This window comes from Erythrobacter sp. 'gip.4 top 5' (assembly GCF_056495765.1).
In genome coordinates this window covers 233,373-257,502 of the sequence record NZ_CP200270.1, presented here as the reverse complement: position 1 = coordinate 257,502, position 24,130 = coordinate 233,373, and the positions used below count along the sequence as shown (strand labels likewise).

Genomic DNA, 24,130 nt, shown 5'->3' with positions numbered 1-24,130 from the left:
GCGGTTGTAATGCGAGCAGAATGCTCCTAATTGCAATTCGGAACAAATTCGTCCGAATTGAGAACCATTCGCAATGCGCCTGTCAAACCTTGCCGATTATGCCGTCATCACGATGTGCCAAGCCGCGCAGCACTGCGGCGATGGGCGGGTGAGCGCGGCCGAACTGGCGGCGGAAACCGGCCTGCCGGTGCCGACGGTGCAGAAGTTGGTGTCGAAACTGACCGCAGCGGGTCTGCTCCGCTCGGTGCGCGGCGCGCATGGCGGGTTGCAGCTTGGCCGACCGGCTGCTGCGATCACAGTGGCCGATATCGTTGAGGCGATCGAGGGTCGAATTGCGCTGACCACCTGCGTGGATGATACCCCCTGCGACTACCAGACCGGGTGCAACATGAAGCCGCATTGGCCCATCATCAATCATGCGCTGCGCAGTGCGTTGGCGGGCATCACGCTCGCCCAGCTGCGTGCGCCTTCCGCGGCCCGTCCGCTCCCCCTTATCGAGGAAACTTTGGCATGAGCGATCGTATCGACCTTCAGGACCGTGCGCCGAGTAGTGGCCCGGAAACCGATGTTCAGGCGCGTGAAGCAGCCGCCAAGGTTGCCGATTACGAGCATGGCTGGTCATCGGACATCGAAACCGAATTCGCCGAAAAAGGCCTCACCGAAGATACGGTGCGGTTCATTTCGGCCAAGAAGAACGAACCGGAGTGGATGCTCGACTGGCGGCTGAAGGCGTTTCGCCTGTGGCAGACCATGGAAGAGCCCGATTGGGCCAAGGTTGGCTATCCCAAGATCGATTATCAGGACGCGTACTACTACGCCGCGCCCAAGAAGAAGATCGAGCTGGATTCGCTTGAAGACCTCGATCCCGAGATCAAGCGCATCTATGACAAGCTGGGCATTCCGTTGGGCGAGCAGGAGGTCCTCGCCGGGGTGAAGGGCGCCAAGAAGGTCGCGGTGGATGCGGTGTTTGACAGCGTCAGCGTCGCCACCAGCTTCCGCGCCGAATTGCTGCGCGCAGGCGTGATCTTTCTGTCGATCTCCGAGGCGATCCGCGAATATCCCGACCTGGTGAAAAAGTGGCTCGGCAAGGTCGTGCCGGTGCGCGACAACTACTTTGCGGCGCTGAACTGCGCAGTCTTTTCCGACGGCACTTTTGTCTACATTCCCGAAGGCGTGCGCTGCCCGATGGAGCTGAGCACCTATTTCCGCATTAACGCCGAAAACACCGGGCAGTTTGAGCGCACGCTGATCATCGCTGAAAAGGGCGCTTATGTCAGCTATCTCGAAGGTTGCACCGCGCCGATGCGCGATGAAAACCAGCTTCACGCCGCTGTGGTGGAACTGGTCGCGATGGACGATGCCGAGATCAAGTATTCGACCGTGCAGAACTGGTATCCCGGCAATGCCGAGGGCAAGGGCGGGATCTACAATTTCGTCACCAAGCGCGCACTGTGCCAGGGCGACCGTTCCAAGGTCTCGTGGACGCAGGTCGAAACCGGCTCGGCGGTGACGTGGAAATATCCTTCCTGCGTGCTCAATGGTGAAGACAGCGTGGGCGAGTTCTACTCTGTCGCAGTCACCAATAATCACCAGCAGGCCGACACCGGTACCAAGATGATCCACAACGGCAAAAATAGCCGATCCACGATCATCTCCAAGGGCATTTCGGCGGGCAAATCGTCGAACACCTATCGCGGCCTCGTCCGCGTCGGGCCGACGGCGAACAATGTGCGCAACTTCACCCAGTGCGACAGCCTGCTGCTCGGCGATCAATGCGGCGCGCACACCGTGCCCTACATCGAGGTGAAGAACCCCAGCGCGCAGATCGAGCACGAGGCAACCACCAGCAAGATCAGCGACGAACAGCTGTTCTACGCGATGCAGCGCGGGCTTGGCGAAGAGGAAGCCGTGGCGTTGATCGTCAACGGCTTTGCCAAGGACGTGATGAAGCAGTTGCCGATGGAGTTCGCAGTCGAAGCGCAGAAGCTGCTGGCGATTTCGCTTGAGGGGAGCGTGGGGTGACCACCCGCAAAACCCTCGCCCTCAACCCCGAGGCTGCCACCGCCGACGCGCCTACGCTCAAGAAGAAGGGCCGCGGGTGGGAAATTTCGGACAAGCGGCTCGACGCGCTGCACGAACATGCGCGTGAGATGCGGCGCCATTCGTCGGACGCACACAAGGCGCTGGCCGAGAAGTTCGCTGCGGCTGATCTGGGACGTTACAAGTTCACCCGCCACGCGGTGGTCGGCAGCGCGATCATTGATTTTAACTGCCACAACCTCGGCCTCGCGCTGGCGATTGATGAGGAGGGGCAAAACGATGCTCTCGCCCACCGCCGCGACAAGAGCCTCGAGAGCGTGGGTATCAAGGTGATGCGGATCGCGGCGAGCGATATTCTCGATGATATCGATGCTGTCCTCCAGCGCCTTACCACCGTCATGCGCGACCGGATTGCCGAGCGCAAAGCCGCCGCCCGTGCGCACAAGGCGGCGAACCCGAACCAGAGTTATGATCGCCCCCGGCCACGCTCCGAACAGGGCGGCGATGCAAAGCGTACCCCAAGGAATAACAATGCTTGAAATCACCGACCTTTACGCCACCGTCGGCGGCCCCGACAAGCCGACGACAATCCTCAAGGGCTTGACGCTGTCGATCCCCGCAGGTGAAATCCACGCGATCATGGGCCCCAATGGCGCGGGCAAATCGACGCTCGCCAATGTGCTGGGTGGCAAGCCGGGTTACGATGTGACCAGCGGCAGCGTGACGTTCAACGGGCAGGATTTGCTCAGCCTCGCGGCGCATGAGCGTGCAGCGGCAGGGTTGTTTCTGGGCTTTCAATACCCGGTCGAAATCCCCGGCGTCTCCAATGTGCAGTTCCTGCGTGAAGCGCTCAATTCGCAGCGCCGGTCGCGGGGGGAGGAACCGCTGTCGGGTGGCGAATTCCTGAAGCTCGCCAAGGATAAGGCCGCGCTGCTGCAAATGGACATGGATATGCTCAAGCGGCAAGTGAATGTCGGCTTTTCGGGCGGTGAGAAAAAGCGCGCCGAAATGGTGCAGATGGGTATTCTCGATCCCGCCTTTGCACTGCTCGATGAAACCGACAGCGGGCTGGATATTGATGCGCTGCGGATCGTAGGCGCGGGGATCAACGCGATCATGCGTGCGCCAGGCAAAGCCGTGCTGCTGATCACGCACTACCAGCGCCTGCTCGATGTCGTCGCGCCCGACAAGGTCAGCATCCTTGCCGATGGCCGGATTGTCGAAACCGGCGGGCCGGAACTCGCGCTGCGGCTTGAAGCCGAGGGTTATGATTCGGTGATGGCATGAGCCTCGCCGTCCTCCCCACACGTCGCGATGAAGCTTGGCGCTATGCCGATATGGATGCAGTTGCGCGGTTGGGCGCCAATGCGCTCGATCATTGGGACACGATTGATGTTCCCGCTGGGAAGAAGATTACAAGGTGTTTTGTCGCCGGCAGCGATGCGCCCGAAATTCACCGTACCCGCGTCACGCTTGGCGACGGCGCACGGGCGGCATTTTTCGTCACCAACCGCGGGAATGATTATACCCGCGTGGAAATCGAAGTGCGGCTTGGCTGGGGCGCGCATTTTGAATTCGGCGGCGTGACAATCGGCGGAGCCAACCAGCAGGGGGGCGTGACCCGCGAATTCGTGACGCAGGTGATCCATGCCGAACCGGATGCGACCAGCAACCAGACCGTCCGTGCGGTTCACTGGGCCGGCGCGACGGGCAATTTTCTGGGCGAAATCAAGGTTGCCCGCCACGCGCAAAAGACCGACGCCGCGCAGGATTTTAAAGCGCTGCTGCTGGAGGCGGGTGCCAGCGCCAATGCCGTCCCGCAGCTCGAAATCTTCGCCGATGACGTCAAGTGCGCGCACGGTGCGACCGTTGGCGAACTGGACGAAGCCGCACGCTACTACATGATGGCGCGCGGGGTCGATCCTGCCACCGCACAACGGCTGCTGGTGCAGGCATTCCTCGGCGATGCCTTCGTGGCGATGGCGGATGATGCGGAGCGCGAAACGCTGCTCAATGCGGCACTCAGCGTACTGGAAGGCGCACAGCTATGAACGCACCTGTCATTATCGCGCGGGACTTCACCGCCGAGTTTCCCGGCCTCGTCACGGCTGAGGGCAAGCCGTGGCATTACCTGGATACCGCCGCCACTGCGCAGAAGCCGCGCGCGGTAATCGATGCGATGGCGCGGGCAATGGGCGCGGATTACGCCACGGTCCACCGCGGGGTCTATGCCCGCTCGGCGGAAATGACGCAGGCTTATGAAGCGGCGCGGCGCACGGTTGCGCAGTTCATCGGCGGGCACGAGGATGAACTGATCTTCACCCGCGGCGCGACCGAGGCGATCAATCTGGTTGCGCAGACCTGGGGCCGCGCCAACTTGAAAGCGGGGGACCGGATCCTGCTGTCGCAGTTGGAGCACCACTCGAACATCGTGCCATGGCAGATTGTCGCGGCCGAGACCGGCGCGGCGATCGACGTCTGCCCACTGACCGCCGATCATCAGATTGATTTGGACGCCGCCGAAGCGATGCTGACCGAGGCGCACAAGCTGGTGGCATTCTGCCATGTTTCCAACGTGGTCGGCAGCGTGCTCGATGCAGCCCGTGCGGCAGCGTTGGCGCACCGGGTTGGCGCGAAGCTGCTGCTCGACGGGTGCCAGTCGGCTCCACATATGGGCGTCGATGTCACGGCGCTGGACTGCGATTTCTTCGTGTTCGGCGCGCACAAGCTCTACGGCCCCACTGGGATCGGTGCGCTATGGGCCAAGGCCGATATCCTTGCCGATATGCCGCCCTATCAAGGTGGCGGCGCGATGATTGACCGCGTGACTTTTGCCGGAACCACCTATGCCCCGGCGCCCCAGCGGTTCGAAGCCGGGACGCCTGCTATTACCGAGGCCATCGCCTTTGCTGCGGCTGCCGATTACGTCAGCGCCATCGGCACCGACCGCATTCACGCGCTTGAACAGGCGCTCGTCGGCCGTCTGCGCGGTGAGCTTGGCGCGATGAACGATGTGACGCTGTTCGGCCCCGCTGACAGCGCCGGGATCGTCAGCTTTGCGGTGGACGATATCCACCCGCATGACCTCGGCACGATTCTTGACGAAGCCAACGTCGCGATCCGGGCTGGGCACCACTGCGCCCAGCCGCTGATGGATTACCTCGGCGTTCCCGCCACCGCGCGCGCCAGCTTCGGACTGTATTCCACGCAGGACGATGTTGACGCGCTGATCGCCGGGATCGGGCGGTGCCGCAAGATTTTTGGGAAAGGATAAGAGCGATGGATAGCTCAGCAAACCCTTCGGATATGACCACCAGCAAGCCGCCGCGCGCCCGCGTGGCCGATGCAGTCGACACCGATATCACACCGACTGCCGACGCGCCGCGCAACCGCGACTATCTCGAAGGCTTTCTGGCCGCAAAGACCGGCGAGGCCGCTGTCGGCGAACACGGCAGCGATCTGGAGGCTGATGTGATCGCGGCCTTGCGGGAAATCTTTGATCCGGAAATCCCGGTCAATATCTATGATCTGGGCCTGATTTACGGGGTCGAGGTGGATGACGAACGCGATGCTACCGTCACCATGACGCTGACGACGCCGCATTGCCCCGTGGCGGAATCGATGCCTGGCGAGATTGAGCTGCGCGTCGCCAGCGTGCCGGGCATCCGCGATGCCGAGGTCGTCTTGGTGTGGGAACCGGCCTGGGGACCGCACAAGATGAGCGATGAAGCGCGGCTCGAACTGGGAATGCTGTGATGTCTGATGTTGCCACCACCACGCGCCTCGCGCCCAAGGCTGCGGTTATCCTGACACCGTCCGCCGAGGCGCGCATTGCCGATTTGATGACCAAGGCTCCGGCCGACGCGATCGGCGTGAAGCTGTCGACCCCGCGCCGGGGCTGTTCGGGCCTCGCCTATTCCGTCGATTACGTCACCAGCGAAGCCAAGTTTGACGAGAAGATCGTGACGCCCGGCGGCGTGTTCTACATCGATGGGGCGAGCGTGCTGTACCTGATCGGCAGCGTCATGGACTGGCGCGAGGATGAATTTACCGCTGGATTCGTGTTCGAAAACCCCAACGCCAAAGGCGCGTGTGGCTGCGGTGAAAGTTTCATGGTATAATCAAGGCCATGGATGAAAAAGACTTTGGCAAGCGCGATATTCTCGGTGACCTCGGGCACATAGTCGGAGGGCTCGGGTTGCTGGCAATCGCGGCCGCGGCTGCTCTGGCAGCGGGCCACCGCGGTTCGAGGGCCAGCGTTGATGCTCGCCCTGGCGCCAAGTCTCTAGGCGCCTTCTTGCACGCGCGTGGCCAGACGCAGCGCCGCAAGCCGCCCGAAGCTGGAATGCCGGTCCCGGCCATTGCGCCACGGGGGCCATTGCCGATACGGGGTGGCGCGGCCGCATCGCTCGAATTCGACAGTTAGGCGATCACTCTTCTGCGGCCAGCCTAGCGATCAGGCGGCGTTCCAGATCATCGACCTCGCCATCGGCGTCGACCATCTTTTCAAGCCATTCACTCTCGTAATCGGTGACCGCCTCGCCCGCTTCGGCGAGAGCCTCGTAATCAGGGCCAGTGGGGGCCTTTTTGCCGAACACCTTGCCAAAATGGTTGGCGACCTTGGGCGCCTCGCGGGCGACACGTCCCATGAAGCGGCCAACATTGCTACTGGTGTCGGCGACAAAAGCTTCCATTGCACGCTTGCGCTCGTGGCTTAGCTGCGCGTTCGGGAGCGTGAAGCCCTTGAGATAATTGGCGACACCATCGATGAACAGATCGTCCCACTCGGCGGCGTTTTCATCGGCCAGGGTTGCGTCCTTCAAACGGAACAGCATTTCGGCATCAAAGCGCGTGACCGCTGCCGGGCCATGGCCGCCGCTGGCGAAGATCACGCGCCGGATGATCCGGCATTCGGCCGCGCTGATGTGGGTGGCAGCCAGCGCCCCGCCGCAGCGGGTGGGGCCGGTGCCCGTCAGCACTTCGCGCTCGACCACATCCAGCACGTAATTCTTGAGCCGATCTGGCGTGTTTTCTGCGCGTTCAAGGATGCGGACCATGGCTTCAAACTCGGCCATGCTGTCGACCGTGCCGTCAGCTTCGACCTGTGTGATCAGCCATTCGGCTTCGTCGTCATTGCATTGCAGGCGGGGCGGGGTGCCGTTGAGCACGAATTCACCGACCGCCTCGACAAAGAAATCGCACCATTGCGGGCTGCGTTCCTTAAGGGCGCGGTTGAGATCGAACAGCGCCTCGGCTTCGGCGCGGGTGATAATGCCGTCACCCCAGCCTTCCCGTCGCAGCGCCAGCAGTTCTTCAGCCGTGATCTGCCCGCCTGCCGAAGCGGCCTTGGCGATGGTGATGAACTGCGTGGTCATTCGGCGTCACACCCCTGTGAGATTGCGGGAAGGGCATGGCATGAACAAGCTTAAGACGGCGTTACCGCGCTCATCTTTCGCGTTCGACTTCGCGGATGCAGGCTCTGGGATCAGCCGGCGCGCCGCCGGCGCGAAGCCGGGCCATGACATGGGTGGCAGTAGGCTCTGCGGCAGCGGAGACGGGATAGATGAAGATATCGAGCACGCAGGACCGGCCCGCAAACTGCAGTTTGCGCGCATCGCCTTCCGCCAGATCGATGCGCGGGGCGCCGAACCGTTGCAGCAAGGCATCGGGTGAGGCGCCGATAATGCCTTCGAGCCCTTGCGCCGCCATCACCTGCGGCACGCGCACCACGGAACTGCCAGTTTGCGTCGAAGCCGGCCGCTGTGCCGGGGCAGACGTGCTGGCACTGACGCAGCCGCCTAGCACCAGTGCGACTGCGAAGAGCGGGAGTGCGGCGCCCTTCATCGCGGGGTCTCCGCCGCTTCAAGGCGCCGCAGCACCAAATGCGTACCCGCCGCCGCGCCGATGACCGGAGCGATGAAGTTCACAAACGGCACGAGCATCATCCCCGCAACGGCCGCGCCCAGCAACACCCGCTCGCTGGGAGGGGCGGGGTTCGCATCGCGTGCCCCCTGTGCATGGCGCAGCCACGCCATGTCGGTAAATTCACGCCCGAGCAGGACGGCGTTCACCGCCAGAAACACCACCGCCGGGCCGATCGCGGTGAACACCAGCACTGCTGCCAGTGGAAGCGCCAGCAGATTGTAGCCCAGCGCCCGCAGCAAGCCCCTTGTGGCAACCGACACCTCACGCGGGAAGGGCAGAGGCCGTCCCCGTTGCGCCAACGCCGGGTAATGCCGCGCCTCGACCGCCACCACGATGGCGTCCGCGAAGAATTGCAGCACCGCCAGCGCAACGATCCGGAACAACAACCACATCGCAACCGGCACCAGCAGCACGGTGGCCAGGCCCGCCCATCCTTCGCCAATCCCGGCCCGTTGACCCGCCTCGGCCAGCGCGTAGTAGAGGCCAGCGCCAATCGCTGCGAACAGCACCAGCGTCACGATAATGCTCTTCACCAGCACGGCCATGACCGCGCGGTCGCCCAATTGGCCGAAGGCTTTGGCAAGGGCGGCAGGAACGGCGGACATTCTGTGCCCGATGGGGTGATGGTGGCGCGAAGTCAACGCAACGAATTGGCCACCCGCACAGATGGCTTGGCGGATGCGACGAAGCCCGCTAGGCGCACGCCAAGCTCCCATACAAGCCAATCCCGTGTTTAAGGACATGCCCGTGCCCGATTTGACCCCGCCCCGTTATGACGTGATCGCCATTGGCAATGCCGTGGTCGATGTGATTGCCTCGTGCTCGGAAGAGCTGATCGAGGAGCTTGAACTCAATCGCGGCGGCATGACCCTGATCGACGAAGCGCGGGCGGACGCGCTTTATGACGCCATGCCGCCGGCGCGGGAGATTTCCGGCGGTTCGGCGGCCAACACGCTGGCGGGTCTCGCCACGCTCGGCCTGCAATGCGCCTTCATCGGCCAGGTTGCCGAGGATCAGCTCGGCAAGGTGTTCCGGCACGATATGCGCGCCACCGGCATCGATTTCGATACGCCGGCGCGCGCAACCAGCAATGACGCATCTGAACCCGCCACCGGCCGCGTGCTCATTTTCGTCACGCCCGATGGCGAGCGCACGATGAACACGTTTCTGGGTGCAGGGCAGTATCTGCCCGCCGCCGCGCTGGATGAGGCGCTGATCGCCAGCGGGGCGATCCTGTATCTCGAAGGCTATCTGTGGGATCCCGAAGAGCCGCGCCGCGCCATGCGCCGCGCCATCGAGGTTGCGCGCGATGCGGGCCGCAAGATTGCCTTCACGGCATCGGAAAGCTTCGTGATCGCCCGTCATGGTGATGATTTCCGCGCCATGATCGAAGACGGCGTGATCGACATCCTGTTCGTCAACGAAAGCGAACTCGCCACTTTGACGGGCGAGGATGACTTTGAGGCCGGTCTTGCAGCGGTGGCGGGCAAGGTGCCGGTGCTGGTCGCAACCCGCAGCGAGAAGGGCGCGGTTGCGATTGCGCATGGCGAGCGGGCCGAGGTTGCCGCCGAGCCAGTGGCGAAGGTCATCGACACCACCGGCGCGGGCGACCAGTTCGCCGCAGGCTTCCTGTCAGGCTATGCCAAGGGCGAGCCGCTGACGCAGTGCCTCAAGCGCGGGGCGCTTTGCGCATCCGAAGTGATCGCGCATTATGGCCCGCGTCCCGAAGCCGATATGCAGGCGCTGATGGAAGGGCGGTTGTAAGCGTTCAGCTTGAACCCCCGATTTCCTGATGTTGGAGACAGGTGAGACACTGTCCGGGAAACGAAAACCGTTCCCTTGCGCGCCTTCTCTTGAGCAGATGAAGGGACAGGCTCACGATGACAAAGAGCAGTTGCGCCAAAACCTTTCCGACCCGTTCGTCCTGAGCCTGTCGAGGGGCTGCCTTTTCTCTGGGCCTTGCACCAGACTGCACACGTGAAGGGCCGCCCTTCAACAAGCTCCGGGAGAACCGGAGGGGGATTAGGGTGATGACCCTATCCCCCGCCACCCCTGTAGGAAAGTTACGCGTCCGGAACCCAACCTGCTTTGCGCAAGCTGACCATATAGGCGGCGATCTGATCGATCTGAGCTTGCGTGAGGGTGAAATCCATATCTTCGGGATAATTATGGGCTTGCCCCAGCCAACCCGCGAGCGAGGTTTCCGATAGTCCCCGCCGGTTGGCAATCGACGCAAAGCTGGGCGCGGCCGGATTGGGCGAAAGAAACGGCGGCTCGACCGCATGGCAGCTTCCGCAGGCGGCTTCGACAAAGGCCGGCGCGCGGGTGTCGAGCGAGGGCGAGGTGGGTTTGCCGAGCATTGGCGGCGGGTTTTCACTCCCTTGCGTCTGGCACGCGGCCAGCGCCAGCAGCGGTGTGGCGATGAGGGCGAGGGTGCGGAGGGAATGGGTCATGACGCCCTTATCCGCGCCGCCCGGCCCGCTGTCCTTGATCGGGATCAATTTGCCGCAGCCCTAGATACAGGGGCCGGGGGTATGACCGCTTTCGGGAAAAGCTGTCAGGCAAGCGAATGTCTGGTGATGGGTGGTTAGCTGCCACCCGAACGGTCGGGTATCGGACCTCGATATTTTGGATCCGGGAAACCTCTGCCCGGTTGGCAATCGCTCCATCTAAGGAAGCTAGCGTCCATAACTTCGTTGCCCATGTTCGTTTTGAAGGAAGCGAGAAGCGCAGCCTTATGACGCTCATATTTTGACAGGTTTGGGTTCACATTGTCCGCTAACAGAAGCCACTCCACAAACTGCCCCGCATGAACAGGGCCGTCTGGCGGTATGAACTGCGTGACGTGCAGCGGCTCGCCGTTCTTAATGCACCCACAAAAGCCCCAAACGACGCAGGCGTCGTGCATCAGGCCATCGAAACCCGTTTCGCTCATGGGCCAACCTTAGCGCGCCCTGTCATGGTCGACTATGGGGTCGTTTGCTGACTGGCAGGAATTTTCCAAAAGCAAGGCAAAGCTGCCATGCTGTTTTCAGGGTCGATCCGGATCGCCGCGTATGACCGATACTGGGTGGAAATCAGAAGGTTTGCTCTGGAGCACCGCCAGCATGAATGCGGCTCAATGTGAAAGCTGATAGGTCTCCTCGTGCACCGCATCATTGCCGACATCGCAAATGCTCGGCACCTCAGGCCCTCTGCCCACGGCGTCGCCAGCCCAGTGATAGCCCATCGAAGACTGCAAAGCGGTGCACCTGGGTCCAAGCGTCCGCGTCGGGCCAGCCGCCACGCCCGTGCCAGCTAGCCTCGAACAGGGCGTCATGTTCCAGAACCACCCCGTCCAGCAGCAAGCGGCACGTCACATGGTCCGCCTTGGCGCGCATCTCTGCGGTGAGAAAACCGTCGCCCAGCGGGGTGAGCCATGGCTCTTCGAACGATCGCCGGGTTATCCACCACCCGCTAGTCGCGCGCACGGCCTCGCCGTTAATCACCCAGCGTTCCTGCGTCCAGCCCCACCAGCTGAAGGCGTTGTCGACACAGACTTCGGCATTGCCGACGCGGTAAAGCCATCGCTGTCCGTGAAGCTTCACCGCGTCGCCCCTGTCATCTGTCCCGCGCCGCGCTCAGGGCTTCGCTTCGGGGACGACCCGGATCTCGATCGGCGTGGTCCCGACCAGATAGCGCTGCGCGGCGGCCTGCAGATCAGCCGCAGTGATCGCGTCAAGCGTGGCGACGCGCTTGCGCCGCCGATCGAGCAGCACCGGATCGCTTTGCGCTGCCGCGACGAGGCTGACCCAGCCCTGGTTCTGCGTCTCGCCCCGCTCTAAACTGGCGCGGATCGGATTGCGCGCCCGCTCGACCAGATCGGCCGCGGGAGGCGCCGCCGCCAGTTCCTGCCCGATGGCACGCACCGCCGCAGCGGCGTCGTCCATCCCTTCGGGCGGCAGGGTTGCAATCGCCGCGATGAAGCCGAAACCGTCAAAGGTGAGCTGCGAATAGCTGAGCGCCTGCGGCGAGTAGGTCGCGCCCAGCTCCTCGCGCAGCTTCTCGGTCAGGCGCAGGTTCATCACTGCGGCGAGCAGGTCGCGGGTGTAATCGTCGCCCTGGTCGCGGCCATCGGTGGTGGGCCAGGCCAGCGCCAGCGCACCCTGATCGGCCGCGCCCGTGTGGGTTAGCGCCCGTGTGCTGCGATCAGCCGTGAAAGCGACCGGCGCGGCGCCGTTCACTGCCTCGCTGCGGACCGGGCGGGCCGGCAGCGCGCCGAGCGTTGCAGCAACCTGCGCAATCGCCGCCTCGGGATCGAAATCGCCGACCAGACCGAGCGACAGTGCGCCGTCCGCCAATTGCGGCGCGACCGCGGCCTTCAGATCGTCGACCGTGACCGTGCCGATTTGGCTCGCATCGCGGAGCCCGAACCGCGCGTCGCCATCGGCCAGCACCGCGCTCAGCGCAACTGACAGCACCTGTACCGCGCCAGCCCGGATATTCTGCACCAGGATCGGCGCGACCCCGGCCCACTGGGCTGAAGTTTCAGGCCGCCAGCCGGTCGCGGTCAGCCGCGCGCCGAGCAGATCGAGCTGCAGCTTGAGATCGGCCGGCGTGGTCGCGCCCTCGGCCACCAGCGCATCTTCCTGGGCGCCCAGGCCGATACCGACCGCCTTGCCCGCCAGCACCCGGCGCAATTCATCAATCTCGTGCTTTTCGAAGCCGTCGATGCTGGCGATCGTGGGAAGCATCTCGCGCAGGCCCTGCCGGTCCTTCGGGAAGCTCGCCAAGCCGTCGCCGATGCGCAGTTCGAAGGCGACCTTGCCCGGCTCGAACATGGTCGTCTTGAGATTGAGCTGGAGGCCGTTGGCAAATCGCACCGTGCGGATGCCGAGATCGGCGATGGTCTTGTCCTCGACCACTGTGCCAGGCTGGCCCCACTCGCTATAGGCGAATTGCACTTCGGCCGCATCGGCCGGCGCGGTCACGGCGACAGCGGCGCTTTGCGTCAGAGCAGCGGCAATGGCCTGCGTGCCGCCTTCGATCGGCTGTTTGGTCGATACGTGCATCACCGTCGGCCCGCCTTGCCAGGCGGCGCGAAAGGCATCGCTGACGGTTTCGGGCGTCAGCGATGGGGCGACGGCGCGGTAGAATTCCAGATCGAGCGCGGGCGCGGTCCACACCGCATCGCGCAGGCTGGCATCCACCAGCCCTTCGGCAATCGCAGCGCTGTTGCGCCCGGCGGTCTGGGCCGCGGCATTGGCGAGCGCGGTTTCGATATTGGCCTTGGCCTCCGCGATTTCGGCGGCGGTGAAGCCGTATTCGTTCGCCCGGCGCAGCTCCTGCTCCGCCAGGGCGAGCGTTTCGCGCCACTTTCCGTCCTTCGCCACAATCAGCAGGCCGTAGGATTCCGCGCTGCCATATACAGGCTGCTGGGCCGCCTGCGCCAAGACCGCTGGCGCATCAGCCGCGCGTGAGAGCGCTGAGATCCGATTTGTCAGCGCCGCTCCGGCAATGGCACGCAGCACATCGGCGCGCGCGTCCTCGACAGTGTTGGCCGCCGGCTCCCAAGCGGAAATCCGCTGCAATTCGATGATCTCGGGGACGGCGGGATCGACGAAGGCGGCAATGGTGGGCGCCCCTGTGCCATCGGGGATCGGGCTCTGATAGCGCTCGCGCGCGGCGCCCTCGCCCTTCCAGTCAGAAAAGGCCGATTTGATTTTGGCTTCCATGGCGGCGACTTCGAAATCGCCCACTATCACCAGCGTCGCGCGATCGGGGCGGTAATAGCCATCGTAGAAAGCCTTGAGATCGGCGGCCGTGATGTTGCGAATGCGCTCTTCATCGGCGCGCACACGGTTGCCCAGCCGTGATCCGGGCAGCGCTGCCTGAAGATAATCGGCCCCGCGCCGCCGGCCCGGATCGTTGCGCACCTGCGCCTCGCTCAGCATGATCCCGCGCTCGCGATCGACGGCGGCGGGATCGAAGGTCAGCTCGCCCGCCATTTCGCGGATGACCTTCAGCGCAGTGTCGACTGTCTCGTCATTGGTGCGCGGAAGCTGCAGCTCGTAGGTGGTGAACTCGAAGCTGGTGGTGGCATTGGTGTCCGCGCCGAACGCTAGCCCGAGCCGTTCAAGCATCGGCAACAGCTGGCCTTCGGGGATGTTGGTGGAGCCGTTGAAAGCCATGTGCTCGACAAAGTGCGCCGCGCCGTTTTCCGCGTCGGTTTCTTCGCGTGCGCCGACGGCAATGTTGAAGCGGACTGTGGCCTCACCCTGGGGGTTGGTGTTGCGCATCAGGGCATAGCGCATCCCGTTGGCCAAGCGGCCAAAGGTGACATCGGCATCGGCGGGAAAATCGGGGCTGGCGATCTCCCATGCCGGAACGCCGGTCACCGGGGCGGCAGAGGCTGGCGCGTTCGTGGTGGCGGTGGCATCTTGCGCCAGCACGGCAGCAGGTGCGGCGAGCGCCAGCCCGGCGGCGATGGCAAGGCGGGATATGGCACGAAGCGAAAGAATTTTGGTGCGGCCCATGAAGTCTCTCCCCAAGCAAAGGCAATGAAATCGCAGCGGAATCGCGGCGTCGCGGCGGACCATAAGCGTGGGGATAATGGTTTGACAATCGGCCATGTGATCGCTTCGCCGCACCCGCGCAAACCTGTTGCCGATTGGCCCCAAGCGCGCCGTCGATCATTTCGAAAGGGTCTCAAACCGCGGCGTCGCCGAGCTTGACGCGTGGTGAGCTGCTGAAACTAAGACCCGACAGGATCGTAATCGTCGTCGGAGCCTTATGATTGTTACGGGGTCGGTTTCAGAAAGGCAGGAATTTTTCAGAACCGTGGCAAAGCCGCAGGATCGCGCATCAGCCCCGCTTATGACCGCAGGTGGGTGGAAAACTGTCATCACGAAGTAGGTGTATGTGACTTTTCCTCGATAGGAAAACTTTCGAAGCGGAGCGGCGGCAATCGCATCTTCTGACCAATCAAGAAAACTGGTGAGTAGCCTCTGGCATCAAAAACGGCGCAATCAAATTTTTCGCGTTTCTGGACATGTCTCGGGACGTAAAAGAGTAATGTCATAGGCCGCGCAGGCTTTGCAATATCCAACGAACTGTAAGAAGTTCCTCCGGGCATTCTCGCCTCGGCGGGGTAATAGTTCTCCGGCTCCCCGCAGCGGGAAAGATTTAGCCAAACATTTTCCAACCTCCAACGGCGCAGCAGCAGTGCTGTGTGTGTTGGAACGATCAATTCAATCGCTGCATAGTCGAACTCATTTTTCTCGTAGTCCGTTAGGCCACTATAGTCATCGCTAGCTTCGATCCCTGCGATCTCCACCTGCTGAGTGCAGGCCGAGAGCAAGAGAGCAAGAGTCAGGATCAATCGAATGTGCACCGGCTTACCATCGGGCAATCTGCAAGCGTCCGCTAGGAGGTCGCTAGCCGAACGGCAGCTTTTTTTACAAATCCGCAGCAAAGCCGCCGTTAGGTCGAGCCTTCCCGCGCCACTTCCCGCCAGCCGATATCGCGGCGGCAGAAGCCGGTGGCAAAGCTGATCTTGTCGACGGTGGCATAGGCGCGCGCCTGGGCTTGCGTGGCATTTGCGCCGGTTGCGGTGACGGCGAGCACGCGGCCTCCGCTTGCCACCAGCGCGCCGCCTTTCAGCGCGGTGCCTGCGTGAAACACCTTGGCGCCGCCGCTGTCCGCATCATTCAGCGCAATCGCGCCGCCCTTCTCGGGCGTGCCGGGGTAGCCCTTGGCCGCCATCACCACGGTCAATGCGGTCTCGTCACAGAACGACAGATCCACCCCGGCCAGCTGCCCTTGCGCGCAGGCGCGCATGATCGCGGCCAGATCGCTCTTCAACCGCATCATCAGCACCTGACATTCGGGATCGCCGAAGCGGGCGTTGTATTCGATCAGCTTGGGGCCATCGTCGGTCAGCATCAGGCCTGCGAACAGGACGCCGGAATAGGGATTGCCGTCGTCGCGCAGCGTTCGCACAGTCGGTTCGATAATCTCGGCCATCACCCGCGCCTGCAATTCCGGCGTCAGCACCGGCGCAGGCGAATAGGCGCCCATGCCGCCGGTGTTGGGGCCGATATCGCCATCACCCACGCGCTTGTGATCCTGCGCGCTGCCGAAGGGGAGGATCGCCGTGCCATCGGTGAGCGCGAAGAAGCTCGCTTCCTCGCCCACCATGAACTCCTCGATCACCACTTCCGCGCCCGCCCCAAGCGCATTTGCGCCAAAGGTGCCGCCGAACATATCAGCGAGCGCGGCTTCGGCCTCGGCCAGCGTTTCGGCGATCACGACGCCCTTGCCCGCCGCCAGCCCATCGGCCTTGAGCACAAAAGGTGGCTGGAACCGCGACAGCGCGGCGCGGGCGTCTTCCAGCGACGCAGTGCGCACGTATCCGGCGGTTGGTATCCCTGCGCGGGCGCACAGATCCTTGGTAAACCCCTTGGAGCCTTCCAACTGCGCGGCGGCTTGCGAGGGGCCGAACACCGGCACGCCTGCTGCGCGTAGCGAATCCGACAATCCGTCCACCAGCGGCGCCTCCGGCCCGATCACGACGAGGTCGATGGCGTGGTCGGCGCAGAATGCGATCACCGCGCTGTGATCGGTCACGTCAAGCGACACCACTTGCGCCTCCTCGGCGATGCCGGGATTTCCGGGGGCGGCGTAGAGTTTGGTGAGGCTCGGGGATTGCGCCAGCTTCCATGCCAGCGCATGTTCACGGCCTCCCGAACCCAGAAGCAGGATATTCATGGCCCCTCCGCCCAATAACATTGATGATGCCGGGCTGGTAGCGCGCCCGCGCGGCGGCGACAACGCGCAGCCGCTGACCATCAGCGAAGTTTCTGCGTTGCTGAAGCGCACGGTGGAGGATCGCTTCGGCTTTGTACGGCTGCGCGGGGAGCTGTCCGGGGTGAAGCGGGCGGCTTCGGGGCACTTTTACTGCGCCTTGAAAGACGAAGGTGCGGTGATCGATGGGGTGATGTGGAAGGGCAATGCCGCAAGGCTGAACTTCCGCGCCGAAGACGGGCTGGAGGTGATCGCAACCGGCAAGCTGACGACTTATCCGGGGCGTTCCAAATACCAGATTGTGATCGATTCGCTGGAGCTGGCGGGCGAAGGCGCGCTGCTGGCTCTGCTGGAAAAGACCCGCGCACGGCTGGCCGCCGAAGGGCTGTTTGCCGAAGGGAAGAAACGCCGCTTGCCTTATCTGCCGCAGGTGATCGGGGTGGTCACATCGCCAACCGGCGCTGTGATCCGCGATATTCTTCACCGGCTGGCGGATCGATTCCCTACCCATGTGGTCGTCTGGCCCGTGCTGGTGCAGGGCAATGGCGCCGCGGAGCAGATCGCCGCGGCGGTGAGGGGATTCTCAGCGTTACAACCCGGCGGCCCTGTCCCGCGCCCCGATGTGGTGATCGTGGCGCGTGGCGGCGGGTCGATCGAGGATTTGTGGAGCTTCAACGAAGAAGTGGTGGTGCGTGCCATCGCGGAATGTTCGGTCCCCGTGATCTCGGCGGTGGGGCATGAAACGGATACGACGCTGGCCGATTTCGCGGCTGACCGGCGTGCGCCTACGCCCACGGCGGCCGCTGAAATGGCGGTGCCGGTGCGCGCCGATCTGGCGCTGACCCTGGCCGATTTCGCCGCCCGTCAGCGCCGCGCCGTGTATCGCCCGGTCGAGCTGGGGCGTGAACGGTTGGCAGCGCGTGCTCGTATGATGCCACGGCCCGAAAACCTGCTTGCACCCCAGGCGCAGCGGCTCGACGATCTGTCGGAGCGGTTGCGGCGCGCGCTGGGCGATCGATCGGCCAAGGGGCGCGAGCGGTTGGCAGGCGTGGCCGCGCGGCTTTCGCCCAGCCTGCTGTCCCGCACCGCCGCTGAAGCGCAGCGGCGGCTTGACCGTGCGCGGCTCAGCCCGGCCTTGATCGAGCGGCCCTTGCGCCACGGTTCAGATCGGCTCGCCGCGCTCAGCCGCGTCATGAGTCAGCTGCATCCTGAAAAGCCGCTGGAACGTGGCTATGCGATCATCCGCGATGCGCAGGGGCGCGCGCTGACCACCCGCACCGATGCGGCCTGCCAGGCGGCGCTGACGCTGCAATTTCGCGATGGATCGCTTGACGCCGTGCCCGCAGCAGGCGCGTCTGTGCCATCACCGCCGCCCGCCGCGCCTTCCGCTGCGCCACCGCGCAAACGGACCGCAGCCCGCACGCCATCGCAAGATGATTTGTTCCAGTAGCCATGCGGTGCTAATACCATGTCCATGCTGATGACACCGTCCGACAAGGCCGCCAGACTTTACTACGGCCCCTCCAGTTTCCGTGTTTTGCGCCCTGGGAGCCACGTCCTGTGCGCTGTAACCAGTGAAGCGATCCCTCTGACTGAACTGCGCTATTGGAGCGCCGCGCGGCAGGAGGCCTATGCCACGTGCGAGATTGCGACGCGTCGCCTGCTTGGCCTCGACACCGCCTGACTTACGCTCCCATCGCAGTTGACCGGGGCCCTTCGCGGGCCGATGGCCGCGCGCGCATGTTGCGCCTTTTGCTCCTCGCACTGGTGGTGGCCGGGCTGACTCCGGGCACCTTCGTGCGCACGCCGGTTGGTTTGCGCAGTGAGGTTGCGGTCGTGTCCGTTACGCCTCTGCCAGCGCGCGAAGGCGTGTCCGGCGAACTCACACTGACAGGCGTATGGGAATTGAAGGCCAAGCATGGCTGGTTTGGCGGTTTTTCCGCGCTGGTGGCCGGTGATACCGAAGGGGCGGCGCTGCTGGCGGGAACGGATCGCGGCTGGCTGCTCGATTTCGACCTGAGCGGCGATGCGCCCCGCGCTGTCCCCGGTAGCTTCCGGCCCTTCAGCAAACGCAGTTCAGGGCGTGAGGAAGTCGTCGATCTCGAAGCGCTGGCCCGCGATCCGGCCACAGGAACGGTGTGGGCCGCCTTCGAGAACGCCAACCAGATCACGCGGCTCGCCCCTGATGGCACACGGCGCACCCGCGTCCCTCCCGCCATGGCAAAATGGAGCGCAAATAGCGGCCCGGAAACGATGATAAGGCTGCTGGACGGTCGTTTCATTGTTATCGCCGAAGGCACGATGCGCAGCAGTGATACGGCGCATGAAGCATTGCTGTTCGCCGGTGACCCCGTGGCGGCAGGCGTGCCGCAATTGTTCCGCTTTATCACCCCGCCCGATTACGACCCGGTTGATGCCACGCAAGTGCCTGATGGGCGCGTGCTGATCCTGTTACGGCGAGTGGAATATGACATTCCGGTCCGCTTTGACACCGCGATCGCCATTGCCGATCCGCGGAAAATCCGCGCCGGACAGCCGTGGCGTGCGCAGATCATTCAGCGCCTTGGCGGCGGCATCTTTGCCGACAATTTCGAGGGGATTGCCTTCGTCCCGTCTGCGCAAGAACAATCGCAGGGGAGCGTGTGGCTGATATCCGACGACAATTTTTCTGTGTTTCAGCGCAGCTTGCTGGTGCGGTTCGATTGGGACGGCAACATCGCAGGCCGCGGCGCTCACGACCGCGTGGGACACAACGAAGAAGCGCCCGGAACTCCGGACGCTTGATCGCGACGCCATCGCCCTGACGGGCAGGCGAACTTTAGGCTGCGGCTTGCGCCTTGACCAATTCGCGCTTCACTTTCAGCGCGTTGGTCGACAGCTTTTCGTCGTTGGTCTTCATCAGCCAGTTATCAAGCCCGCCATTGTGCTCCACAGAGCGCAGGCCGTGGGTCGACACGCGGAACTTGAAGCTGCGATCGAGCTTTTCGCTCATCAGCGTCACGTTCTGCAGGTTAGGCAGAAACACGCGCTTGGTCTTGTTGTTGGCGTGGCTGACATTGTTGCCTGTCATGCGGCCCTTGCCGGTCAGTTCGCAGATGCGCGACATGGTGTTTCTCTTCTTGTAAAGTTCGGGTCTAATCCGGGAAAGCGGGTCGCATAAGCGGCGCGTTGCGAATCGTCAAGCCCGATGCGCTGTTTGTGAATGGCACTTCGGCCTGTCTTGCGAGCGGCACGCTTCGCCGCAGGGCGGCCGTTCATCATGGAACATTGGTGGCCTCGCCTGGCCTGTATGCCCGTGGCCTGACGGGAATGTCTTTGCAATCAGGCCAAAAGGAGAATCTCATGAAGCGCATTATCGCCACCACCTTCGTTCTTGCCTCTGCCTTGGGCCTTGCGGCATGCGATGTCGACCAGACCCAGGAAGGCGAAATGCCGGACGTAAGCGTCGAAGGCGGCCAGATGCCGGAATATGACGTTGAAACCGCTGACGTCGATGTCGGCACCAAGGAAACGACAGTTGAAGTTCCTGACGTCAACATCACGATGCCCGGCGACGCCGAAGGTGAGCCTGTCACCGGCAGCGAATAATCGCGTCTGAATGGTAAAGTGAGGGCGCGGGGTGTGAGCGATGCGGAATTCCGCAGCTTCATGCCTCGCGCCCTTTCGCTTGCCCGCATCGCAGCCGCTGCGGGAGAGGTTCCAGTCGGCGCCGTGGTGGTCAAAGATGGGGTTATCATCGCCGAGGCGTATAACAGCCCGCGCACTGACCACGATCCCACCGCTCACGCTGAAATCCTGGCGATCCGCCGCGCCACGCAGGCGCTGGGCGATGAACGCCTGACCGGATGCGAACTGTGGGTTACTCTTGAACCTTGCGCGATGTGCGCCGGCGCCATCGCGCACGCCCGGATTGCGCGGCTATATTATGCTGCCAGTGACCCCAAGGGCGGCGCGGTCGAACATGGCGCCCGCGTATTCGCGCAGGCCCAATGCCTTCACCGCCCTGACGTGTACAGCGGCATCGCAGAGGCCGAGGCCGCATCGGTGCTGCGGGCATTCTTCCGGGATCGGCGATAGTCGCAGACCATGCTGACCTCGCAACCAGTAGCCACCGTCATAGCAACAAACTACGGGACCTGAGAGTCTGTTCGACCCCGCGCTTGCGCTGGGTGAATGGCCAAGTCGCAAGATCAACGAGGCGCCGGGTTTCGTTCCCGGCGCCTCGCTGCGTTGTTATCTTACCGCAGATCGAAACGGTCCAGCATCATGACCTTGTCCCAAGCCTTGGCGAAGTCCTGAGCGAACTTGGCCTCGCCGCCGGCGACGGCATAGGTTTCGGCCACGGCGCGCAGCTCTGAATTCGAGCCGAACACCAGATCGACTTCGGTGGCTGTCCACTTGAGCGCGCCGGTCGCCCGGTCACGGCCTTCATAAAGCCCCTTGGTCTCGGCCGGCTTCCAGGTGTTGCCCATGTCGAGCAGGTTCACGAAGAAGTCGTTGGAGAGCGCACCGGGCGTGTCGGTGAAGACGCCGTGTTTCGCACCGCCGCTATTGGCATCGAGCATCCGCATACCGGCCACCAGCACCGTCATTTCCGGAACGGTCAATCCCAACGTATCGGCCTGATCGATCAGCATTTGTATCGGCGAAAGGCGAGCCCTGTCGCTGTAGAAGTTGCGGAATGCGTCGGCTGCCGGGCGCAGCAACTCAAAGGATGCGGCATCGGTCTGGGCCTCGGTTGCGTCAGTCCGGCCCGGCGTAAACGGCACGGCGACAGTCTGTCCCGCCGCCTTGGCCGCATCCTCGACAGCAACGACGCCGCCCAACACCACCAGATCGGCAATCGACACCTTCTTCGCACCCGATTGGGCGTTAAACTTGGCAGCGATGCTTTCCAGCGCCGTCACCACCGTGGCGATGGTGGCCGGATCATTGACACCCCAGTCCTTTTGCGGCGCGAGCCGGATGCGCGCACCATTCGCGCCGCCGCGCATATCCGTATCGCGGAATGTGACGGCTGACGCCCACGCGGTGCGGACCAGATCCGAACGATTGAGGCCGGCTTTGCGGATCGCGTTCTTAAGCCCAGCGATATCGCCCGTATCGATCGCGGCGTAATCCGCACGCGGCAAGGGATCCTGCCAGATCAGATCTTCGGCCGGAACCTCCGTCCCGACATAGCGCGCCTTGGGGCCCAGATCGCGGTGGGTCAGTTTGAACCAGGCGCGCGCGAAGGCGGCATCCATTGCAGCCGGATCTTCGGCCCAGGCCTTGGTAATCGGACCGTAAGCAGGGTCATATCGCAGCGCGAGATCGGTGGTGAGCATCACCGGAGCGTGGGTGACATCGGGGTCAAAGGCATCGGGGACAACCTTCACGTCCGCCGCATTGACCGGCTCCCACTGCTTGGCGCCGGCCGGGCTGGTGGTCAGCGTCCATTCGAATCCGCAAAAGGTTCTGGAGGTAATTGCTGCTCCGCTGCACCGGCGTGACCGTCCAGGCGCCTTCAAGGCCGCTGGTGGTCGCATCCGTGCCGACACCGGTGCCGCAGGTGTTTTTCCACCCGAAACCCTGGGCCTCAACGCCTTCAGCAGCCGGTTCCTTGCCAAGGCAATTGGCGGCTTTGCGCGCGCCGTGCATCTTGCCGATGGTGTGTCCACCGATCACGAGCGCGGCGGTTTCCTCGTCATCCATGCCCATCCGGCCAAAGGTGGTGCGGATCTGCTCAGCGGACTTGAGGATGTCCGGGTTGCCTTCCGGACCTTCGGGATTGACGTAGATCAGCCCCATTTCCGACGCGGCGAGCGGCGTGTCGAGATTGTCGCCCTCGGCATTGCGCTGCGAGGTCAGGAACTTGGTTTCCGGGCCCCAGTACACCAGCTCCGGCTCCCACGCATCGGCGCGCCCCCCGGCAAAGCCGAAGGTCTTGAAGCCGGTGTTTTCCAGCGCGACATTGCCGGAAAGGATAATGAGATCGGACCATGACAATGCCGCGCCGTACTTCTGCTTGACCGGCCACAGCACGCGGCGGGCCTTGTCGAGATTGCCATTGTCGGGCCAGGAATTGAGCGGCTCGAACCGGATCTGTCCGCCGTCCGAGCCCCCACGCCCGTCGCCCGACCGATAGGTGCCGGCCGAGTGCCAGGCCAAGCGGATGAACAGACCGGCATAATTGCCGTAGTCTGCGGGCCACCATTCCTGTGAATCGGTCAAGGCCGCGTTGATGTCGGCTTTGACTTCAGTGAGGTCGAGCTTGGCGAATTCCGCCGCGTAATCAAAATCCGGGCCGTTCGGGCTGGCATTATATTCGTTTTGGCGCAGGCGCGTAAGGTCGACCACGTCCGGCCACCATGCTTGCACATTGCGAGGTGCGGCCTCCGTTTGCGGCATGGCGGCGCGGGCCATCCCCGGCTCGTTGAAGCCCGGAGGCGTCGCAAGCGCAGGTGCAGCCAGCAGGAAGGTGGAAGACAGGAGCAACAGCCCCTTCAGTCGAATTGTCATGAATGAACCCCGTCTGTGTTGTTCGTTGGTTACGCCCTGACCGGCCACCTCGACACGCGTCGCGATCGGCACCGACCCTGTGCGGACGAGGGGTGACTAAGGCAGGTCGGCGCATCGGGAAAACGGCTTGTCGCGATAACTGTGATGGGGTTTGGCGATGAACTTGGCCGATGAGGCGTTGCGAGGCCGGAGCTTCCGCAAAACCCGAGCCAGCGATCACTTCGGGTTGATTGACGCATTTTTCGCAGAGCGCCGATGGTGCCCGGCCTGCTCAGGGCGCAGCTTATCGTGCGTATGAAACGGCTTTGATCATCTGCCTTGATCCAGACACATTTGGACTGGTCAGTGGTTGGCAAGACTGCAAAATCGCTCAATCTTGACGGCACAGGGACCAAACAACATAAGGAATTTGCAATGAAACTTCTCCAAACTTTCCTCGCAGGCACCGCGTTTGTTATGGCCAGTGGTGCAACAGCGCAGATGGCGCCGCAGGGCATGACCCCGGATCAGGATTACGAAGCCACCACTCAGGCGCCCGCCGAAGGCACCACACCGGTTGAGCAGATGGCTGACGCTCCGGCTCCAGACGCTACAGCAACTGACGCCAATTTTTCCGACGCCCAGATTGAAGGCTTCGCCGCCGCGGCGCTGAAGATCCAGGAACTCCAGAACGATCCGGCGACCAGTGAAGAGCAGATCGTGGAGGTCGTGGCGCAGTCCGGTATCGATGTTGAAACCTTCAACGCGATCTCAATGGCGATTGAGTCCGATCCCGAAGTGGCTCAGCGCGTGCAGGTTGCAGCGCGGCAGCTGCAAGAGTCGGCCGGCTGACTCCAAACGCCGGGACATAATCTCCGTCACCTGCCGAAGGCCCCTGCCG

General features: G+C 63.4%; 25 protein-coding genes and 1 pseudogene. 15 read left to right on the top strand and 11 right to left on the bottom strand.

Going from position 1 to position 24,130, the window contains the following annotated elements; genetic code table 11:
* Positions 1–73 precede the first annotated feature (73 nt).
* The 8 genes from ACRANW_RS01325 to ACRANW_RS01290 are packed head-to-tail and all read left to right on the top strand — an operon-like array spanning position 74 to position 6,161.
* Positions 74–514: an SUF system Fe-S cluster assembly regulator gene (locus tag ACRANW_RS01325; protein ID WP_479432777.1), complete on the top strand. Its 441-nt coding sequence runs from the start codon at positions 74–76 to the stop codon at positions 512–514.
* Complete coding sequence (gene sufB, locus ACRANW_RS01320) at positions 511–2,022, top strand: Fe-S cluster assembly protein SufB (protein ID WP_479432776.1); 1,512 nt, start codon at positions 511–513, stop codon at positions 2,020–2,022. The genes ACRANW_RS01325 and sufB overlap by 4 nt, the downstream gene beginning before the upstream one ends.
* A complete protein-coding gene (locus tag ACRANW_RS01315; RefSeq protein WP_479432775.1) occupies positions 2,019–2,579 on the top strand; it encodes an endonuclease domain-containing protein in 561 nt (186 codons plus the stop codon). The genes sufB and ACRANW_RS01315 overlap by 4 nt, the downstream gene beginning before the upstream one ends.
* On the top strand, positions 2,572–3,327 hold the full coding sequence (sufC, locus tag ACRANW_RS01310) for a Fe-S cluster assembly ATPase SufC (RefSeq protein ID WP_479432774.1): 756 nt from the start codon (positions 2,572–2,574) through the stop codon (positions 3,325–3,327). The genes ACRANW_RS01315 and sufC overlap by 8 nt, the downstream gene beginning before the upstream one ends.
* Entirely contained in the window at positions 3,324–4,091 is a 768-nt protein-coding gene (locus tag ACRANW_RS01305; RefSeq protein ID WP_479432773.1) for a SufD family Fe-S cluster assembly protein, read from the top strand. The genes sufC and ACRANW_RS01305 overlap by 4 nt, the downstream gene beginning before the upstream one ends.
* Positions 4,088–5,314 carry an aminotransferase class V-fold PLP-dependent enzyme gene (locus ACRANW_RS01300; protein WP_479432772.1) on the top strand — a complete coding sequence of 409 codons (1,227 nt, stop codon included), beginning with the start codon at positions 4,088–4,090 and terminating at the stop codon, positions 5,312–5,314. The genes ACRANW_RS01305 and ACRANW_RS01300 overlap by 4 nt, the downstream gene beginning before the upstream one ends.
* Positions 5,315–5,319: 5 nt before the next feature.
* Positions 5,320–5,796 carry an SUF system Fe-S cluster assembly protein gene (locus tag ACRANW_RS01295; protein ID WP_479432771.1) on the top strand — a complete coding sequence of 159 codons (477 nt, stop codon included), beginning with the start codon at positions 5,320–5,322 and terminating at the stop codon, positions 5,794–5,796.
* Positions 5,796–6,161, top strand: coding sequence for a HesB/IscA family protein (locus tag ACRANW_RS01290; RefSeq protein ID WP_479432770.1), 366 nt, complete (start codon positions 5,796–5,798; stop codon positions 6,159–6,161). Before ACRANW_RS01295 ends, ACRANW_RS01290 begins: the two co-directional genes overlap by 1 nt.
* 309 nt (positions 6,162–6,470) lie before the next feature.
* On the opposite strand, the gene ACRANW_RS01285 is transcribed toward ACRANW_RS01290, so the two are convergent.
* The 3 genes from ACRANW_RS01285 to ACRANW_RS01275 all read right to left on the bottom strand — a co-directional run bounded on the left by ACRANW_RS01285 (position 6,471) and on the right by ACRANW_RS01275 (position 8,570).
* Positions 6,471–7,415 carry a hypothetical protein gene (locus tag ACRANW_RS01285; protein ID WP_479432769.1) on the bottom strand — a complete coding sequence of 315 codons (945 nt, stop codon included), beginning with the start codon at positions 7,413–7,415 and terminating at the stop codon, positions 6,471–6,473.
* Positions 7,416–7,485: 70 nt separating this feature from the next.
* Complete coding sequence (locus ACRANW_RS01280; RefSeq protein WP_479432768.1) at positions 7,486–7,884, bottom strand: hypothetical protein; 399 nt, start codon at positions 7,882–7,884, stop codon at positions 7,486–7,488.
* The gene (locus tag ACRANW_RS01275) at positions 7,881–8,570 is read right to left on the bottom strand and encodes an EI24 domain-containing protein (RefSeq protein ID WP_479432767.1); all 690 of its coding nucleotides are present in this window, start codon (positions 8,568–8,570) and stop codon (positions 7,881–7,883) included. The genes ACRANW_RS01280 and ACRANW_RS01275 overlap by 4 nt, the downstream gene beginning before the upstream one ends.
* Positions 8,571–8,721: 151 nt before the next feature.
* Between ACRANW_RS01275 and ACRANW_RS01270 the strand changes: the two genes are divergently transcribed.
* Positions 8,722–9,729, top strand: a complete 1,008-nt coding sequence (locus ACRANW_RS01270) for an adenosine kinase (protein ID WP_479433980.1) — start codon at positions 8,722–8,724, stop codon at positions 9,727–9,729.
* A gap of 299 nt (positions 9,730–10,028) precedes the next feature.
* Here ACRANW_RS01270 and ACRANW_RS01265 read toward each other — a convergent pair whose 3' ends face one another.
* The 6 genes from ACRANW_RS01265 to purD all read right to left on the bottom strand — a co-directional run bounded on the left by ACRANW_RS01265 (position 10,029) and on the right by purD (position 16,713).
* The gene (locus ACRANW_RS01265; RefSeq protein WP_479432766.1) at positions 10,029–10,418 is read right to left on the bottom strand and encodes a c-type cytochrome; all 390 of its coding nucleotides are present in this window, start codon (positions 10,416–10,418) and stop codon (positions 10,029–10,031) included.
* A gap of 134 nt (positions 10,419–10,552) precedes the next feature.
* Positions 10,553–10,900 (bottom strand): hypothetical protein, encoded by a 348-nt coding sequence (locus ACRANW_RS01260; RefSeq protein ID WP_479432765.1) that lies wholly within the window; start codon positions 10,898–10,900, stop codon positions 10,553–10,555.
* A 250-nt stretch (positions 10,901–11,150) separates the two neighbouring features.
* Entirely contained in the window at positions 11,151–11,552 is a 402-nt protein-coding gene (locus tag ACRANW_RS01255) for a hypothetical protein (RefSeq protein ID WP_479432764.1), read from the bottom strand.
* A gap of 33 nt (positions 11,553–11,585) precedes the next feature.
* Entirely contained in the window at positions 11,586–14,480 is a 2,895-nt protein-coding gene (locus ACRANW_RS01250; protein ID WP_479432763.1) for a M16 family metallopeptidase, read from the bottom strand.
* A gap of 368 nt (positions 14,481–14,848) precedes the next feature.
* The gene (locus ACRANW_RS01245; protein ID WP_479432762.1) at positions 14,849–15,325 is read right to left on the bottom strand and encodes a hypothetical protein; all 477 of its coding nucleotides are present in this window, start codon (positions 15,323–15,325) and stop codon (positions 14,849–14,851) included.
* A gap of 101 nt (positions 15,326–15,426) precedes the next feature.
* The gene (gene purD / locus ACRANW_RS01240; protein WP_479432761.1) at positions 15,427–16,713 is read right to left on the bottom strand and encodes a phosphoribosylamine--glycine ligase; all 1,287 of its coding nucleotides are present in this window, start codon (positions 16,711–16,713) and stop codon (positions 15,427–15,429) included.
* Between purD and xseA the strand changes: the two genes are divergently transcribed.
* From xseA to ACRANW_RS01225, 3 genes are read left to right on the top strand one after another with little or no spacing between them, the layout of a single operon-like run.
* The gene (gene xseA, locus ACRANW_RS01235; RefSeq protein WP_479432760.1) at positions 16,712–18,199 is read left to right on the top strand and encodes an exodeoxyribonuclease VII large subunit; all 1,488 of its coding nucleotides are present in this window, start codon (positions 16,712–16,714) and stop codon (positions 18,197–18,199) included. The two genes, purD and xseA, sit on opposite strands and share 2 nt — an antisense overlap.
* A 24-nt stretch (positions 18,200–18,223) precedes the next feature.
* Positions 18,224–18,433 carry a DUF2093 domain-containing protein gene (locus tag ACRANW_RS01230; RefSeq protein WP_479432759.1) on the top strand — a complete coding sequence of 70 codons (210 nt, stop codon included), beginning with the start codon at positions 18,224–18,226 and terminating at the stop codon, positions 18,431–18,433.
* 56 nt (positions 18,434–18,489) lie between these two features.
* Positions 18,490–19,533: an esterase-like activity of phytase family protein gene (locus ACRANW_RS01225; RefSeq protein WP_479432758.1), complete on the top strand. Its 1,044-nt coding sequence runs from the start codon at positions 18,490–18,492 to the stop codon at positions 19,531–19,533.
* Positions 19,534–19,567: 34 nt separating this feature from the next.
* Here the strand turns inward: ACRANW_RS01225 and rpmB are convergent, their stop codons facing one another.
* Entirely contained in the window at positions 19,568–19,855 is a 288-nt protein-coding gene (rpmB, locus tag ACRANW_RS01220; protein ID WP_479432757.1) for a 50S ribosomal protein L28, read from the bottom strand.
* A gap of 236 nt (positions 19,856–20,091) precedes the next feature.
* Between rpmB and ACRANW_RS01215 the strand changes: the two genes are divergently transcribed.
* Positions 20,092–20,337 carry a hypothetical protein gene (locus ACRANW_RS01215; protein WP_479432756.1) on the top strand — a complete coding sequence of 82 codons (246 nt, stop codon included), beginning with the start codon at positions 20,092–20,094 and terminating at the stop codon, positions 20,335–20,337.
* Positions 20,338–20,397: 60 nt separating this feature from the next.
* Positions 20,398–20,826 (top strand): nucleoside deaminase, encoded by a 429-nt coding sequence (locus ACRANW_RS01210; protein WP_479433979.1) that lies wholly within the window; start codon positions 20,398–20,400, stop codon positions 20,824–20,826.
* 161 nt (positions 20,827–20,987) lie between these two features.
* Here the strand turns inward: ACRANW_RS01210 and katG are convergent.
* Positions 20,988–23,154 (bottom strand): annotated as a pseudogene (gene katG / locus ACRANW_RS01205) (catalase/peroxidase HPI).
* A 429-nt stretch (positions 23,155–23,583) separates the two neighbouring features.
* Here katG and ACRANW_RS01200 point away from each other — a divergent pair.
* Positions 23,584–24,081, top strand: a complete 498-nt coding sequence (locus tag ACRANW_RS01200) for a DUF4168 domain-containing protein (RefSeq protein WP_479432755.1) — start codon at positions 23,584–23,586, stop codon at positions 24,079–24,081.
* The last annotated feature ends 49 nt before the right edge of the window (positions 24,082–24,130 follow it).